Annotated in this window: 12 protein-coding genes and 1 pseudogene; all 13 read right to left on the bottom strand. The window is 46.3% G+C overall.

The features are described 5' to 3' along the window. Positions 1-36: 36 nt before the first annotated feature. Positions 37-1,494: a succinylglutamate-semialdehyde dehydrogenase gene (gene astD / locus AC6I7V_RS12575; RefSeq protein WP_261882177.1), complete on the bottom strand. Its 1,458-nt coding sequence runs from the start codon at positions 1,492-1,494 to the stop codon at positions 37-39. A 32-nt stretch (positions 1,495-1,526) separates the two neighbouring features. Continuing rightward, positions 1,527-2,546: an arginine N-succinyltransferase gene (gene astA / locus AC6I7V_RS12580; RefSeq protein ID WP_498011682.1), complete on the bottom strand. Its 1,020-nt coding sequence runs from the start codon at positions 2,544-2,546 to the stop codon at positions 1,527-1,529. A gap of 109 nt (positions 2,547-2,655) precedes the next feature. After that, positions 2,656-3,867, bottom strand: a complete 1,212-nt coding sequence (locus tag AC6I7V_RS12585; protein ID WP_498010969.1) for an aspartate aminotransferase family protein — start codon at positions 3,865-3,867, stop codon at positions 2,656-2,658. A 380-nt stretch (positions 3,868-4,247) separates the two neighbouring features. Continuing rightward, positions 4,248-4,826 (bottom strand): aminodeoxychorismate/anthranilate synthase component II, encoded by a 579-nt coding sequence (locus AC6I7V_RS12590; RefSeq protein WP_255229768.1) that lies wholly within the window; start codon positions 4,824-4,826, stop codon positions 4,248-4,250. 207 nt (positions 4,827-5,033) lie between these two features. Then, positions 5,034-7,631, bottom strand: a complete 2,598-nt coding sequence (locus tag AC6I7V_RS12595; protein ID WP_498010970.1) for an ExeM/NucH family extracellular endonuclease — start codon at positions 7,629-7,631, stop codon at positions 5,034-5,036. A 371-nt stretch (positions 7,632-8,002) separates the two neighbouring features. Then, a complete protein-coding gene (trpS, locus tag AC6I7V_RS12600; RefSeq protein ID WP_032550015.1) occupies positions 8,003-9,019 on the bottom strand; it encodes a tryptophan--tRNA ligase in 1,017 nt (338 codons plus the stop codon). Positions 9,020-9,170: 151 nt separating this feature from the next. Beyond that, positions 9,171-9,857 (bottom strand): phosphoglycolate phosphatase, encoded by a 687-nt coding sequence (locus AC6I7V_RS12605; RefSeq protein WP_261882180.1) that lies wholly within the window; start codon positions 9,855-9,857, stop codon positions 9,171-9,173. A 118-nt stretch (positions 9,858-9,975) separates the two neighbouring features. Continuing rightward, on the bottom strand, positions 9,976-10,650 hold the full coding sequence (gene rpe / locus AC6I7V_RS12610; protein WP_032550011.1) for a ribulose-phosphate 3-epimerase: 675 nt from the start codon (positions 10,648-10,650) through the stop codon (positions 9,976-9,978). Between the two features lie 210 nt (positions 10,651-10,860). Further along, positions 10,861-11,700 carry a Dam family site-specific DNA-(adenine-N6)-methyltransferase gene (locus AC6I7V_RS12615; RefSeq protein WP_498010971.1) on the bottom strand — a complete coding sequence of 280 codons (840 nt, stop codon included), beginning with the start codon at positions 11,698-11,700 and terminating at the stop codon, positions 10,861-10,863. A 69-nt stretch (positions 11,701-11,769) separates the two neighbouring features. After that, entirely contained in the window at positions 11,770-13,314 is a 1,545-nt protein-coding gene (locus AC6I7V_RS12620) for an SPOR domain-containing protein (protein ID WP_498010972.1), read from the bottom strand. An 84-nt stretch (positions 13,315-13,398) separates the two neighbouring features. Continuing rightward, entirely contained in the window at positions 13,399-14,487 is a 1,089-nt protein-coding gene (aroB, locus tag AC6I7V_RS12625; protein ID WP_498010973.1) for a 3-dehydroquinate synthase, read from the bottom strand. Positions 14,488-14,511: 24 nt separating this feature from the next. Next, on the bottom strand, positions 14,512-15,030 hold the full coding sequence (gene aroK / locus AC6I7V_RS12630; protein ID WP_032550005.1) for a shikimate kinase AroK: 519 nt from the start codon (positions 15,028-15,030) through the stop codon (positions 14,512-14,514). A gap of 174 nt (positions 15,031-15,204) precedes the next feature. Continuing rightward, positions 15,205-16,836, bottom strand: a pseudogene (locus tag AC6I7V_RS12635) (type IV pilus secretin PilQ); the annotation flags it as partial. Positions 16,837-16,858: the final 22 nt, after the last annotated feature.

The raw sequence follows: 16,858 nt of genomic DNA on the forward strand, positions 1-16,858 counted from the left end.
TCCCATTGTGATTTTTGTTGTAGGTGGTCGTTGTTGCTACAGCTCGATACCAGGGCTGAAAGTCGCTGGAAGCTGCGTTTCACGGCCTTCCATCGATGCCATTGGGTATGCACAGTAATCCGCTGCGTAGTAAGCACTCGGGCGTAGGTTGCCTGAAGCACCTGGGCCACCAAATGGTGCGTCACCACTTGCGCCTGTTAGCTGACGGTTACGGTTAACAATACCTGCACGGATGTGATCAACGAAGTATTCCCACTCAGAGTCGTCTGTTGATACAAGGCCTGCAGACAAACCAAAACGGGTGTCGTTCGCCAATTCAACCGCTTGCTCTAATGAGTTGTAACGAATCACTTGTAGTAGTGGGCCGAAGTACTCTTCGTCTGGCAGCTCTGCAATGTTAGTTGCATCGATGATGCCCGGAGTGACGAATGCAGCTTCACCAGCTTTCGCTTCTACTAGGCTTACGCCACCTAAAGATTGCAGGTTTGCTTGCGCATCTAGAATGAACTTAGCCGCCGCTTCTGAGATTTGTGGCCCCATGAAAGGAGCAGGCTCAGCGAACGGTTGGTCTACACGAATCTTTTTGGTTGCTGCCACTAGACTATCGAGCAGTTGATCACCTTTCTCACCCACAGGAACATACAGACGACGTGCACAAGTACAACGTTGACCCGCACTGATAAAGGCAGATTGGATAATGGTGTATACCGTAGCATCAACGTCACCAAAGTGTTCGCTGATCACCATAGGGTTGTTACCCCCCATCTCTAGTGCCAGCATCTTACCCGGTTGACCCGCAAACTGACGGTGCAGTATGTGACCTGTGTTAGCGCTGCCCGTAAATAGCACGCCATCTATGCCTTTCGCATCCGCTAGCGCAATACCTGTCTCTTTAGCACCTTGAACAAGGTTAATAACACCAGCAGGTAGGCCAGCTTCTTGCCAAAGCTTCATCGCGAACTCACCTGTCCACGGTGTCTGCTCCGATGGTTTGAATACAATCGTATTACCCGATAGCAATGCAGGAACAATATGACCATTAGGCAGGTGACCCGGGAAGTTGTAAGGCCCAAATACCGCCATGACACCTAGAGGGCGATGACGCAAAACGATCTGGTTACCTGCCGCTTCACGTGATGATTCACCTGTACGGTCGTGATATGCACGAATTGAGATAGCAATCTTACCCGCCATCGCACCCGCTTCAGTGCGAGTTTCCCAAATTGGTTTACCCGTTTCTTTGGCAATGATTTGTGCGATCTCTTCGCTGTTCTCTTTCACTTTTTCCGCAAACTTAAGCACTATCGCTTCACGCTCAGCAAAGCTAAGTTTCTTCCAAGTCAGAAACGCTTCACGTGCCGCAGCTACCGCTGATTCAACTTGAGCAGGTGTCGCACTGTCGCCCTTCCATACTACTTGGTTGTCGTATGGGCTAACTGATGTCATCGCTTCGCCTTGACCGGCTACCCATTGCCCTGCAATCCACTGAGTCATACTTCTATCCTTCTTTGACTAACCATCGAGCTCTATTGAGCCAACATACGAACAAAATCGCCTTCTTTAACTTCCAACACCTCGGCCACCTTCGGCGCAAGGATCACTTTGCCGCTAGCTTGGTCATAAGCACCTTTAGCCGCAACCGCTCGGAAGTTTTCAAATGAGGTGTTACCAATCAGGTAATCTTGAGAGCTTGCATGCTCACTGATTTCCACCTGAGCACGAATTGAATGGCGCACCGATTCGATATTACGCAAATCACACTCAACCGTTGGGCCTGCATCGAAGATGTCGACGTAACCGCGGTTAGTAAAGCCTTCACGCTCAAGCAGTTTCAATGCTGGGCGTGTTTTCTCATGCACTTGACCAATCACGTCTTGCGCTTCTTGGCTCAATAGGTTGATGTAGATTGGCAGCTTAGGCATCAGGTCAGCGATAAAGCCTTTCTTACCAATACCCGTTAGATAGTCCGCCAACGTAAAGTCGATTGAGAAAAAGTGCTCTTGAAGCCACTTCCAGAATGGTGAATTACCCTCATCATCAGATACACCACGCATTTCAGCAAAAATGGTTTTTGAGAATCTTTCTGGGTGTTCTGCCATAAGTAGGAAGCGACACTTAGACATTAGGCGACCGTTTAATCCTTTACGGTAATCAGGGCGCAAGAACAGCGTACAAATCTCACTGCAACCTGTGTAGTTATTACCAAAAGTCAGTAGCTTAACGACGTTATTTACTTTAAGTCGCTGAGAAGAGTGCACCACTTTACTGATGTGGTATGAGTAGAAAGGCACATCCCAGCCAATCGAGGCTTCAATGCCCGTCGTGCCAGCAACTTCACCCGTCTCAACGTCAAAACCAACCATTAGGTAACCTTCGTCACCCGGCTCAGTTACGTTTTCTTTGGCAAAGCTGTATTCAGAGTGTGTAATTCGATTGGTTAACAGTTCTTCGTTAACCGGAAGAGATGTAAATCCATGTCCTGACTCGACCGCACAGGTGTGTAGCGCATCGTAATCAGATAATTTAATTGGGCGTACAACAAGCATCATTATTCCCTCCAGATGCAAAACAGGCCCAAAACATTAAGCTTGGGCCTTGAGCTGTGCGTCATGAGATCGCTCTTGTGGCGATCATTCCTATGACGCCGCTTGAGGCTTATACTAGCGAAGCAATTGCTTTATCTAGTTTTGCTAAGCCCTCTTCAATTTCTTCTTTAGTGATCACAAGTGAAGGTGTGAAACGAACAACGTTTGCACCGGCAACCAACACCATAAGACCTTCTTTGCCCGCAGCAACTAGTACGTCACGCGCACGGCCTTGCCAATCGTCATTCAGAGCCGCACCAAGTAGCAAGCCTTTACCACGAACTTCACTAAAGATTTGATATTTTTCATTAATCTTCTCTAAGCCTTCACGGAATAGAGCTTCACGTACCTTCACGCCTTCTAGAGTTTCAGGTTGACTAACAACATCAACAACCGCTTCTGCAACCGCACATGCCAGTGGGTTACCGCCGTAAGTTGAACCATGAGTGCCCACTTTTAGGTGTGGTGCTAGCTCGTTAGTTGTTAGCATCGCACCGATTGGGAAACCACCACCAAGTGATTTTGCAGTGCTCAAGATATCCGGAGTTACACCTAAACCTTGGTAAGCGTAGAAATTACCCGTACGACCGTTACCTGTTTGTACTTCATCGAAAATCAACAGCGCATTGTGCTTATCACACAGTTCACGCACCGTGTTCACAAATTCTGATGTAGGAGAAATGATGCCGCCTTCGCCTTGCAGAGGCTCCATCATGATGGCACAAGTGCGATCAGAGATATGCGCTTTTAGTGCTTCGATATCATTGTACGGAAGATGTGTGACATCACCCGGCTTAGGACCAAAACCGTCTGAGTATGCAGCTTGACCGCCCACAGTAACCGTAAAGAAGGTACGACCGTGAAAACCCTGTTTGAATGCGATGATCTCAGATTTTTCTGGACCATGAACGTCGGCAGCCCAACGACGAGCAAGTTTCAATGCTGCTTCGTTCGCTTCTGCACCTGAGTTTGCAAAGAATGCTTTTTCTGCAAAACATAAGTCTGTTAGCTTTTTAGCTAGGCGCAGTGCTGGCTCATTGGTCATCACGTTACTTAAGTGCCACAGCTTATTTGCTTGTTCAGTCACAGCGTCAACCATAGCTGGGTGACAGTGACCCAAACAGCTCACCGCAATACCACCAGCGAAGTCGATGTATTCACGACCCTGCTGATCCCAAACGCGTGCCCCTTCCCCTTTTACTGGGATCATTTCCATAGGGTTGTAACAAGGCACCATGACCTCATCAAATAGACTACGTTCCACATTATTTTCCACTGTCATCACACATTCCTTCTCGATACTGCAAGCTTCGCAAAATAAGCGTAATGGTTCATATCCGAGGCAAAGGTATTTTGTCTCGCCATTATCCTGCTGCAGCATTATATTTACATTTAATTAACCTTTTCAATAGTAGATTATTCTTTCGCCATGCTAAACAGCTAGGCGAACGTTACTACCTATGACTATTTATGCATCAAGGTATCTATTTTATGAAGCTTTTTTTGCTTATACGTGCTTTAAGAATGGAGAAGTGCAGGTAGAACAAGCTCTGAGAGAGGATCGAGAGGAAATAACGCGAATAACTTTGCATAGACAGAAAAAGCATACTTCACGTCTACAAATGTTATAAAAGGTGATCGATGTCAGAAGGATTCAAACGCTCAGCGCGCTAGAAAATTAGCAAGCAGTTGGTGCCCTTGCTCTGTTTTAATCGATTCAGGGTGAAATTGTACTGCGTCGATCGGCAAAGTCTTATGCTGATAGCCCATGATTTCGTCCATACGACCATCTTCAAACTCAGTCCAAGATGTCAGCTCAAAACAGTCCGGCAAAGTACCGTTTTTCACGACTAAAGAGTGGTAGCGAGTCACCGTTAACGGATTGTTCAGCCCTTGAAAAACACTCTTACCCGTATGACGAATAGGCGAGGTTTTACCATGCATCACTTGTCTAGCACGAACCACTTCGCCACCAAACACCTGTGCGATGGCTTGATGACCAAGACACACACCTAAGATAGGCAGCTTACCCGCAAAGTATTCAATCGCAGCAAGCGAAACACCCGCGTCATCAGGCGTACATGGCCCAGGGGAGATCACAAGGTGGCTTGGCTTGAGCGCTTCTATACCGGCAATATCAATCTCATCATTGCGCACAACCTTAACCTCTGCGCCCAACTCACAAAAGTATTGGTACAGGTTGTAGGTAAAAGAGTCGTAGTTGTCGATGATCAGTAACATGAGTGAAATCGTTTGCTAAATACTAAATGATTGGGAGGTATAGGGGCGGTATTGTGCAATACCCATAGCGAAAGGCAAGTGGAAACTGCATTTGAGCAACAATTAAGGCCAACCTAAATTGACCTTAATTGTTTACAGATAACGGTGAGTTCCCCCGAACTTGGGCACGGGCGTTCACTTTTTATCGTTTGCAATTAAACGAGGTGCTCACGACTTACGGCGACGCCATATCGCTAAGCCAAACAGTGACATCAATGCGCCAAGGCCAAATGAACCACCGACTTTTAGCTCAAGAACCGCTGGATCATGATCCGATGAGCGGAAGTGGTCTTGGTACTTAGGCAGGTCGCCTTTGTACTCTTCGTTGTAATCAAACAGCGTCGATTCACCACCATTGATATGCCAATCGGTCGCGTCGACCACCATGTCTTTTAAGCTCTCGCTCACCAACAGGTGGTCTAACGCACCCACTTCATCATTGTATGAGTAGCTCCAGCTGTCTGGGTGCTTCTGCGCGACCGCATTAACATAGCCGTAGTTCTTAGTAATCACCGCACCGTTATCACCAAACTGCTCAACGCCATTAATGTAAGTGTTACGCGCTGCTTTGATCTGCTTACCGTACTTCTCTTCAGAGTAATCTGTTAGCACCAGCATTGGATCTTCCATGCCATACGAGTTCATATCACCCAGAATCACTTTGTGGCCTTTGATGCCATCGAGTGCTTCGCCCAGTGCAACCGCCGCTGCAACACGGAAGTTCTCACATGAGCCTTGCTTATCGGCATCGACACCACCTTGACCGCCTTGCTCAACAGGAGCTGCATCTTCCCAACACTTAGAACCTTTCGATTTAAAGTGGTTAATCGCGACTGTCAGTTTCTCTTTGGTGCCCTTCACCTTAAAGGTTGGCGCCAATGAGTCACGTTGGTAGTTCTTACCATCTTCAATCACCTTACCTGAGTCGTCTAGCACCTCTGGTGCCTGCTGGCTTGGCATCGCGATTACGCGGCTGTCTTTAAGCTTAACCACCTTCTTACGGTAGATAACACCCGTAGTAATCACATCAGTGCCGATCGAGTCCATTTCGTCGGTAATACCATCTCCATTCGAGTCGACGGCAACAAAGGTGTAACGGTCTCTCTTATGCTCAATACGATCGTTCAGTTGATTCACAAGCTGTTGAATTGCCGAACCTTCACCAAAACCGTTATTCTCGATTTCCATCAAGCCGATGATGTCAGCATCCAAGCGAAGAATCGCGTTTACAATCTTCTCTTGTTGCACTTCAAACTCAGTGATGGTGTTTGCACCACGGTTATCGCCATGCTGGTTAGCATCGCCGCCAAATGGAGAGTTGAAGTAGTTCAGTACATTGAAGGTCGCGATACGTAGGTCGCCTTCCTCCATATCTGGTTTGTCGGTACGCGGGTCGTTGCGAACGAAGTTTTCCGCCGTGATTTGGTTAGTGGTAATTAAACGGTACTCGCCGTAGCTGTAGGTCAACACACCTTCTAGACCAATAATAGTATCATCAATACGGATATAATCTTCCGTTGATCCATCTTGGTCGATGTCGGTACGACCAAAGTCTGGATAGAAAGGAACTTGTCCATCACCCGCTTTTTGGTCGGTCTCTACAAAGAGACGACGATCTGCATTGTCTTCTGTTTGCTGTTTCGCTTCATCAGAACCTGCTGCGAAAAGTTGGTTTGGTTGCATGTTGATACGCTCATGCGCCAAAACCATGTTGTTACGACGACCGGCATAATCATAACCGAAAGTACGCGTTACACGCATATCAAGCGCGTCGGTTGTTTTCACCAACGTGCCTTCATAGCGCTCTAACGTTGCTGAGAAGTTCTCATCTCTGTCTAATACTTCAATGGCTGTTGCTAGAGGCGCCTGCCGCTCACCCAACTTTAGCCATTGATTGTTCTCAACTTTAAGCTGAGTGTGGTTGTAGTATTCTTGTACTTTACCTTTTACACACACCACATCGCCTGCAGCTAATTCAGAGCTAGATTGGTTGGTGTGAACGAATAGACCTTCCGAAGTGCTTGGGTTGAAGTCATCCTCAAGAGCTTGCAGGTAGAAACCTTTAGTTAGGCCGGTAGTGACCGCGCTTACCACCCCTTTTACGAAATACTCATCGTCGGTGATGTACGGGTAGCCATCGATGAACGGCGATGTTGCACCCTCACCTTGGATTGCTTGAATGGTGGTAAATACTGGAGCAGCGCCGTCTTGCGTACAAGCAAAGGCTTCTGGTAACTCAACATTATCTAAAGAACCTAAGCCTTCAATGCTATCTTTTGGTAACGACACCCATTGTGAAGCATCAAACGCCGTCGATGGGGTTTGTTCAGCGCGAACTAAGGTAACATCTTTACCCCAGTCGACATCGCCCATCACGCCAACCATGTCCAACACACTTGCGTCTGCATTCAAGATAGCCAACGGATCATCACCATTGTGGTTAGCCAGTGAAGCATTGAGAATGTCAGCAACCGCTTTGATTTCATCGCTTGCACTACTGTGCGCGACAACAAGTACCTCACCAGGCGCTAAAACGTGGCCATCTAAAGGTAAAGTGGCGCCCCATGATCCGTTGCCATTCGCTGATTTAGCCAGTGAATAACCATCTAAATTAATGCTGCTGTCGCCGTTATTGGCGATCTCAACCGCTTTGTTGTAGCTGCCGCCTTCCACGTATTGTGAAATAAACAAATCAGCGTGCGCGCTTGTGGTTAGCAAGCTACCAATTGCCACTGCTAGCAGTGAAGGTTTGTGTAAAAAAGCCATCCGTTTCACCTGAGTTCTTCGATTTATAATTACTGCCATTTAAGGTCAGTCATGTATTTTGTGGTAACTATCAGGTTTATTTATGAAAGGAATAAGTCAGTTGGCAAGAAAATGGGGAACTTATCACTTTGGAATCGTTAATTGTTTGGCACGCTATATATTTCCAACAAAAACAGAAATGAGTGAAATTTTATAGACCTCAAGCCTAATCAATAAGACCTTCTGCACAGTATAGAACTCGTAAATATGGCAGCCATTAATCAATTCAAACAGTACCATTGAGGGAGGCTTATATCGAACGAGCACTAAAAAGCCCAAAGTAAACACGGTCACTTTGGGCTTAGATTTATTGCAGAAGGTTTTCATTCACCCTATGGGCGAGTCACAAAACCCACCGCTTCGTACGCTTTCTTCAGCGTTACCGCAGCGCGCTCAGAGGCTTTTTCTGCACCCGCTTTCATTACGGCGTCCATGTAAGCGCGATCTTCACGGATGCGACGATATTCAGCTTGAATGGGTTCTAGCATCTCAACGATAGCTGCGCCAACGTCTTTCTTGAATGGACCGTACATCTCTACGCCTTGGTATTGCGCTTCAATCTCTTCAAACGTTTTACCTGTGGCTGCTGAGTACAGACCCATCAGGTTAGAGATACCTGCTTTGTTTTCCCAATCATGAGCAATGCGTGGTGGCATCTCCGCATCGGTTTGCGCTTTATTGATCTTCTTGATGATCGACTTAGGCTCTTCCAGCAGAGTAATCACGTTCTTGCGGTTGTCATCAGACTTAGACATCTTCTTGGTTGCATCTTGTAGGCTCATGACACGTGCATTCACGGTTGGGATGTACGGCTCTGGCACTTCGAAGATTGGCTGCTCTGGAGAGTAGATGTTATTGAAGCGAGTTGCAATATCACGCGCTAGCTCCAGGTGCTGCTTCTGGTCGCTACCTACTGGTACTTGATGAGCACCGTAAAGCAGGATATCTGCAGCCATCAGGACTGGGTAATCAAACAGACCTACGTTTACATCGTTTGAGTGACGCGCAGATTTGTCTTTGAACTGAGTCATACGGCTTAGTTCACCCATCTGCGTGTAACAGTTAAGAAGCCAACCAAGTTGAGCATGCTCTGGTACGTGTGACTGAACAAATAGCGTGCTCTTCTTTGGGTCAACACCGACAGCAAGACAGATAGCTAGTGCGTCTAGAGTCGCTTCATGCAGCGCTTTAGGATCTTGACGAACCGTAACCGCATGAAGGTCTACAACACAGTATTGGCAATCGTAGTCATCTTGCATCTGTTGCCATTGACGTAGAGCACCCAAGTAGTTACCGATACTTAGTTCACCTGATGGTTGAACACCACTCAATACAATGGGCTTGCTCATGGTTTTAATTCCTTTGCTTATTCGCTAAGTCAATTGATGGCTTAGCTTCTTAACTTAAATATAGAAAAGCCGCACAGCTCTTTCTGTACGGCTCATCCAGTGTACTCATTGACAAGTATTTTGCTAGTAGGTTAGCTAACTTTTGTCCGCATTATGCCGAAACGAGAACGACATCTAGTAATTGAGCAACACTATCGGCCACATAGTCAGGGTTTGATGCTGAAATAGGCTCACCATGGTTGTAACCGTAAGTCAGACCAAACGAGTGACAACCTGCATTCTTCGCCGCTTTGATGTCATTGCTTGAGTCACCGACCATCAGCATTTCATCCGCTTTTACGTTGTGCTTTTCTAGCAGCCAGTTTAGCGCTACTGGGTTTGGTTTCTTTTCAGGGAACGAGTCGCCACCCAGCACATCAACAAAGTATTTATCGATACCGTGCTGCGCTAGCACATCTGGCACAAACTTCGATGGCTTGTTAGTTACCAATGCCATAGTGAAGCCCGCTTTATGCAGCTCAGCCAGTGTCTCTTTTACTGATGGGTAAAGATGGCTCAGCTTATGGCCGCCCTGCTCGTAGAAATCATCAAACAAGATTCGTGCTTTTTTCAGCAGCTCTGGCTCTAAGCTTGGATCGACAGTTAGGTTGCGGCTCAGTGAACGCCCGATCAGTACGTCAGCACCATTACCTACATAATCACGAACTTGTTCTTCACTCACTGAAGGGAAGCCTAGCTCCTGACAAGCTTGGTCAGCAGCTACTGCCAAGTCAGGCACGCTGTCTAACAAGGTTCCATCCAAATCAAAGGCGATCAGTTTTATTGAGCTTAATGACATCTTACTTTCCTATTAATTATATTCGTCTCATGTGTTGAACAATAAGACGTAAAAAAGGGGCCAATTAGCCCCTTTATCTAAATTCATTAGTTTAGGTCAACAGACCCTAGTTCTACTTTTATGCGTTAACTTTTGCAAGCTCTGCACGCATCTCATCGATCACTTCTTTGTAATCTGGCTGGTTGAAAATTGCAGAACCTGCAACAAACATATCTGCGCCCGCTTCTGCAATTTCGCGAATGTTATCCACTTTTACACCACCATCAATCTCAAGGCGGATATCGCGGCCTGATTCATCGATCATCTTACGAACAGCGCGTAACTTATCTAAGGTGTGCGGAATGAAAGATTGACCACCAAAGCCTGGGTTTACCGACATCAGTAGAATCAAGTCAACCTTGTCCATGATGTAGTCTAGGCAAGAAAGCGGTGTCGCTGGGTTTAGAACTACACCCGCTTTACAGCCGTGCTCTTTAATAAGCTGCAGTGTGCGGTCGATGTGCTCAGAAGCTTCAACGTGGAAAGTGATCATCGATGCGCCCGCTTTAGCGAAATCAGGCACGATGTTATCAACAGGCTTCACCATTAAGTGTACGTCGATTGGTGCTGTAATACCGTAATCTCGAAGCGCTTTACAGATAGGCGCACCAAAAGTCAGGTTTGGTACGTAGTGGTTATCCATCACATCAAAGTGCACAACGTCAGCACCCGCTGCAAGAACACGTTCTACGTCTTCACCAAGACGAGCAAAATCTGCAGACAAAATAGATGGAGCGATTAGAAAATCTTTCATACCAGACCTCTTAAGAGTGAGTAAAATATGCGAATACACCGCCTTGGTGGCATCTCATACACAAATACAAGACTCAATCCCAAGACTATCTGGTGCGCAATTCTACCTAACCGATGAAAGAGATCCTAGCAGTTCAAGGGAATTGTTTATCAAAGTGCCAAGTCAAAAGATCTACCAACCAAATTAGCATCTTGACTCATCAAAATACGACTATTGTGCTGCTTGTTGCTTTTTCTCTGCATGAAACAGCGCCAGTAGCTCGTCGACTTTATTCCGCCCTGCTCCGTTACGGCTGATGGTACGTTTTACTTTCACAACGTTAAGATCTGCACCGTGGTACAGACGACGTGTCAAAGTGGTGTCGTGATTAGAGATCAACACTGGAATACCACGCTCGATTGCGGTTTTCTCAGCAATATCAGCGAGTGCAGCTTGGTCATCCAGTGAAAAGCCATTCCCTGCATAAGAGGTAAAATTAGCCGTAGTGGAAAGCGGTGCATAAGGGGGGTCACAATACACCACACACCCTTTACGAGCACGACTAAAAGTTTCGCTGTAGCCTTCGCAAACAAATGTCGCTTTCTTGGCTTTTTCAGCAAAAAACTCTAGCTCAGCTTCTGGGAAGTAAGGCTTCTTGTAAGATCCGAACGGCACGTTAAAACCACCTTTTTTGTTGTAACGACATAAGCCATTAAAACCAAAGCGGTTCATGTACAAAAATGCCAACGAACGGTACATCACGTTATCCGTATTGTTGAATTGTGCACGAATATCTAAGTACGCTTCTTTGCGGTTATTTTCAGGACAAAACCAGCGTTTTGCTTCTGTAATGTAGGTCTCAGGCTCGGTCTTGAGGAGATTGTATAAGTTGATCAGATCGGGATTGATGTCAGCCAGTAAATATTGGTCATAATCCGTGTTCAGAAACACTGAGCCGGCACCAACAAATGGTTCCACCAATTTACGAGCAGGCGGCAAGTGGCGTTGGATATCTTCTACTAGGCCATATTTACCACCAGCCCATTTTAGAAAGGCACGCTGCTTTTTCATTTACTGCTCTATCTATCAACTCAAAAATAAGGCTGCGGAATGTAACATATTTTGAGGCGAAGCTCAGCGTTATTTCGCACGTTCTATCTCTCGATGCACTTGATTCATCGATTTTGCCCAAGGTTCCAGTGCTTGTAAGTCTTTTGATAGTGACTCTACCGCATCTCGCGCCATTTGAATGGTTGGATAATCTTGGTAGGTGACAATGAACCACTCGACATCATTACGAACCGTTGGGTAGATACGCACCTCATCCGCAATGTCATACTGCTCAATGAAAGACTGAACATCTTCAAGTTCGGTCATCGCACCTAACTGCAGGGTATAGGCACGTGGTGATAAGGCTTTAAGTTCATCCCTCGCAAACGAGAAAGTGATGGTTTTCGCGGGAGCTTGTGCCGCTTCTTGGGCAGCTAGTTCCGCTTGTTCACGAGCAACACCTTCATCATCACTGGCAGCTTCAAGCGCTGCCTGAGACGGAGCAATGACTTCATCGCGAGTTTGAGAACTATTTGCCTCAACCGCATCATCGATGTTCTGGGTATCGACTGTCTCTGGCTTACCTTCTAGAAGCGCATCAACAACGTCCGAAGTAATAACAACACGTTGCTGAGTATCTTGCTCTGCCCCAACGCTGACAGTCTCTTCAACCACTACTGGAGGTAGAGAAGAGGTATCATCTTCCGCCCCAACATAACGAGCATCACTATCAGAATTTGGCGCAGTCACATCTTCCAAATTCTCGTCATTTTGGTTTTCTTTGGTTTCAAAGGTCGGAATCGCCGTCTGCTCAATTGGGGCGATCAGAGATTCGGCTTTATCGTCAGGGGTTGACTGGCTAAGCATCCACCAGTAACCGCCACCAATCACAACCAATAACAAAGCCACCAAAATTGCGATGTTGGTTGGTGAGCCAATAATTGAGCGAATAATAATCCTTTTTTCCACTTTTAACTCTCCTAGAGCCATTAACTCCCCCGGCAGAGGCGCAGCCTTCCTAAATGCGCTTCGTACCCGATTTTCCATATCGTCTTCCACATAACGCACCACCAGCGACTCAAAAAACTGCACCGCCTCTTGCTCTGATAGAGGCTCAATCTCAAGGTCAATAGGTTTATGATCTTGCCCATAACTCAAACGAGTTAAGAGAGAATCTAAATGCCCCACTTCTGAAAATAGAACGACATTAATCGTCCATTGAGGGTTATTTTGCGCTTCAAGCACCAACAACCACAGCTCCGATACTAATACTTCCGATAAGCGGTGGGCATTATCAACCACTATCACTACATCACACGAATTGCCATCGAGGATTCGCGTTAAGCTATCACTTAGGGTGTCATGTTGATTAAAAAGAGGATCAGATACAATTTGGCTTAGGATAAGCGCACGATGTTGTTGGTCGTCTTGATTGGGGTGGCAAAACAGTAGGCATTGGTTTTTGTCGGTCGCCCAAGCTTCAAGGTAGCGTTGCGCTAACCATGTTTTTCCTGAACCGGGCTTCCCCGCTACAGTCACTAAGTTTGAACCAAAATTGGTGAGCAGTTGCAACCGCTCTAGCAGCTCAACCTGAGACTCTAACTCCAATACTCTTAATTCATGAGCTAAACTCATTAGGCTTCCCTACTGACAAATCAACCAAACATCGAGATTGTCACTCTGAACCACAGAACGGTTCAGAGTAACGTGACTTCTTGCTTAAAGCGTACGACAGAAATCAATCGCTTGTTTGATGATGTCCTGAGGTACATCGGCAACCACCTCTGCTGTACCAATACTGGTTGGTAGAACAAGGCGGAGCTGACCAGAGAGCACTTTTTTATCGCGCATCATGTGCTTCATGAAGTCTTCAAAAGACATGCTTTCTGGAGTATGAATCGGCAACTTAGCACTCTTGAGTATAGAGATAATACGCTCAAGTTGTTGCTCAGTAATCAAGCCCTGCAGCTGCGCTGTTTTCGCCGCCATCACAGTGCCAGATGAAACCGCTTCACCGTGTAGCCAATTACCATAGCCTAGTTCTGCTTCAATCGCATGACCAAATGTATGACCTAGGTTCAATAACGCACGGATTCCTGACTCTTTCTCATCTTGCTCCACGACTTCAGCTTTAATCGCACAACAACGAGCAATCGCCGTGGTTAGTGCTTGTTCGTCGAGTTGATATAGCTTTTCTAGGTTCTCTTCGAGCCAGCTAAAGAAGGCTTCGTCGTAGATGATGCCATACTTGATCACTTCAGCAATACCCGCCGCAAACTCGCGCTCAGGTAGAGTCGATAGACAGTTGGTATCAATGATCACTGATTTCGGTTGATAGAAAGCACCGATCATGTTTTTACCCATAGGGTGGTTAACCGCAGTTTTACCCCCTACCGACGAGTCAACTTGTGAAAGCAGAGTTGTTGGAATCTGAACGAAATCAATACCGCGCTGGTAACAAGCCGCCGCAAAGCCGACAAGGTCACCAATCACACCGCCACCTAAAGCAATCACGACCACATCGCGGCTGTAATTTCCTTCAAGCATGTAGCTCATTACGGTGTTAAAGGTTTCAAGCGTCTTGTATTGCTCGCCATCAGGCAGCTCTAGCAGAGACGCCTGACAGCCAACATCACTTAAAAGCGATAAAATTTTATCCGCATACAAAGGCGCAACTGTGACATTAGTGATCACAACGACTTTTTGTTTGCCTGATAAAAAAGAAAGGTACGCCGGGTCTTCAAATAACCCGGCGCCGATAGAGATTGGGTAGCTACGCTCAGCTAGATTGACCGTAATCCGTTCCATGGTTTGCTCTCCGAAAAATTGAACTTAACGTTCTTCTAGCATTTTTACGATCTGGTTGGCTACCACTTTTGCACTTTGATCGTCAGTACGAACTGTGTAGTCCGCCACTTCTTCGTAGAGTGCGTTGCGAGTCATTGCTAGATCTTCTAGCACATCACGCGGGTTATCCGTTTGAAGTAGAGGGCGCTTCTTGTCGCGGTTTGTGCGCGCAAGTTGCTTTTCAATTGTTGTTTCAAGGTAAACAACAATACCTCGTGCAGATAGACGGTTGCGATTTTCTTTGCTCATTACTGAACCACCGCCTGTCGCAAGAACAATACCTTGCTCTTCTGTCAGATCGTTGATTACAGATTCTTCGCGTTTACGGAAACCTTCTTCACCTTCTACATCAAATACCCAAGCGATGTCTGCGCCAGTGCGCTCTTCGATTACAGTATCAGAGTCCAGAAACTCCATGTGCAGTTGGGAAGCTAGGTGTCTACCAATTGTACTTTTGCCGGCACCCATTGGGCCAACAAGAAAAATATTGCGTTTCTCAGCCATGTTTAGCAGTAATTTACAACGTTAATTCAATGACATCGCCACAAGGTAGGTCAGTAGTAATACTGAAATTAAAAGGCCCGTGGCACCGATTCCTCACAGATAATTCGTGATAAGACCCGAAATTATCAAGGTTAGGTGCCACTAATGCAACTTTATTTTTAATCTAATTGTCCATTACTGAATCACAACTTTAGGTGTAACAAAGATCAACAGCTCACTTTTCCCTACATTTTCATAGCTTCGGCGAAATAATGCGCCTAAAAGCGGTAAATCCCCAAGAACTGGCACCTTATCTACGGTATTACTCACACTATGTTGAAAAATCCCTCCCAAGACGACGGTTTCTCCGTTGTTGACCAGAACCTGAGTACCAATTCTCTGAGTATCTATTGCCACCGCTTCACCCGTACCGGTTTTAACCACTTGTCCGGGTCTGTCTTGGGTCACGCTAAGATCCAACACCAAGCGATTATCTGGGGTTATCTGTGGCGTCACCTTGAGACTCAATACCGCCTTCTTAAATGCTACCGATGTTGCGCCGCTCGACGACGACTCTAAATAGGGGATTTCTGTCCCCTGCTCAATATAAGCAGGCTTCTTATTGGTTGTGATTAGACGAGGGCTAGAGATGATCTCCGCTTTTGACTCTTGTTGCAGTGCCGACAACTCCAAATCAAGCAGTGTATCAGAGCCTAGTTTGGCCACTTGAAAAGCAATACTCGATGCATTCGGAGAGGCAGCGCCGAGATTGACGTTGAGATAGTTATCAAGCGCACTAGAGTCATCACCGCTATCACCACTGTTATAGGGCTGGATTGTCGGATAGTTACTTTCAATCGAGCCTCCGACTTTAAAGCTGCCATTGGTTGATGACACACCCCAACGTACACCAAGCTCATCTAGATTACCTTCAGTGACAGTGACGATTCTCGCTTCAATCTGAACCTGTTTTACTGGAATATCGAGAGACTCGATGATCTCTCGGATCACCGAAATGTTGTCAGCAAGCTCTCTAATCAATAACGAGTTGGTGCGTTCATCAATGGTAATACTGCCTCTATCAGAGAGCATGCTAACGGTTCCATCACCACCAATCATATCGGCAATATCTGTGGCTTTGGCAAAGTTGATTTTAATGATCTCTGATTTCAACTCCCCTAGCTCTTGCTCTAGTTTCGATTTTTCAAGAACTTGTTGCTCTCTCAAATCGAGTTCGGCTCTCGGAGCTACCAGTATCACATTGCCATCGACTCGCTTATCGAGCCCTTTGACCTGAAGAATAATATCCAGAACTTGCTGCCACGGCACGCCATCCAGACGCAAAGTCAGATTGCCAGTTACAGAATCAGACACCACCAAGTTAAAATCGTTATAGTCAGCGATAAGCTGCAATACATTGCGTACAGGGATATCTTGGAAGTTAATCGAAATCAGCTTACCCTCTCTGTCGAGAATACTCTGCTTCGGCTCATCCTCAACCATTGCAGGGGCGCTGATCACCACCTCAATTTCACGCCCGTTAATCTGATACTCATAGTCATAGTCAGCATTAATGCTTGCGAACAAGCGAGTGCTCGGCGTTTCTCTAAACACCTCAATCTCCTCCACCAAGGTTGAAAAGTCCTTCACATCTAAAAGATAGAGTTTGTCATCCGCCACTTGAGTATTGAGTAGCTCGATACTGAGTCCCTCTTGCGCTTTCTGCACATCGACAACGGTACTACTAGAGGCCAACTGAATAACAATCACAGCTTCACGCGCTTGATTAACTCTAAAATCGATACTCCTTAGTTCATTAGGTTGCGTTTGTGCTTTGACCCCAACCGTG

The organism is Vibrio sp. KUL70 (assembly GCF_059725515.1).